The following is a 778-nucleotide window of genomic DNA, read 5'->3' on the forward strand; positions in this document are numbered from 1 at the left end:
TAACGCCGCATTAAGGTGCGAACAACGCTAAACACCCGACCTAAACCACTGCACCTTAAACACTAAAGCCAAGTTTAAACTGAGATCACCAAGCGTTGTGAGTCACTCTTAAATGCTTTGTTATGAATTTGTGTTATTAATCGCGTCTAACCCATCCAGCATTTCTTGAGCCCCCCACTGTCCACTACTTGCAGCTTCTTTTAGCCATAGATGTGCGTTCTGATATTCGCCAATTTCCATTAATACTAAGGCTAATTGTAATTGCGCATGGCCATAACCACCTTTCGCAGAAATAGTCATGAAGTGCAAAGCTCTTTCTATATCTTTACCCACAATATAACCATTTAAATATAGCTGGCCTAAAGCAAATGATTCTACAGGATTTCCAATCATAGCTTTATCTGCAATCCAGTTTAGCTCATCATCACTTATACCATTAACTCTCTTCCCACCTATAGTGATGCTATTCCAAAAATGATAGCCTCCTGTGCAATACTCAGAATATAAATTTGAGAGTTCAAAAAAAGACTTTTCTTTTACTCCTTTCTGGAAAAATGGTAATGCTCTTCCACAGTCTCTATTTATAGACCATAGCTTATACCCTTTTAAAAAGTCACTAGATAAAAACTCCTCACTAAAGATATAGTCTTCACTTATATTTTTATTTGAGCATCCTACAAATATTGACACTAATAATAAAAATACTATTTTTAATCTCTTACTCTTCATTCTTTAATGCTCTAAATTTCATAACGCCGCATTAAGGTGCGAACAACGC

The 778-nt window shown here is 36.1% G+C and carries 1 protein-coding gene; it reads right to left on the reverse strand.

The window, feature by feature from the left end; translation table 11 throughout:
• Nucleotides 1-120 precede the first annotated feature (120 nt).
• Nucleotides 121-729: a tetratricopeptide repeat protein gene (locus ACQEXU_RS21945; protein ID WP_427012299.1), complete on the reverse strand. Its 609-nt coding sequence runs from the start codon at nt 727-729 to the stop codon at nt 121-123.
• Nucleotides 730-778: the final 49 nt, after the last annotated feature.

The organism is Vibrio sp. TRT 21S02, from assembly GCF_050113675.1.
Classification (GTDB): Bacteria; Pseudomonadota; Gammaproteobacteria; order Enterobacterales; family Vibrionaceae; genus Vibrio.

Bases quoted from the DNA above. Each gene is read 5' to 3' on its own strand.
- ACQEXU_RS21945 (WP_427012299.1), bottom strand. From the start codon at position 729: ATGAAGAGTAAGAGATTAAAAATAGTATTTTTATTATTAGTGTCAATA.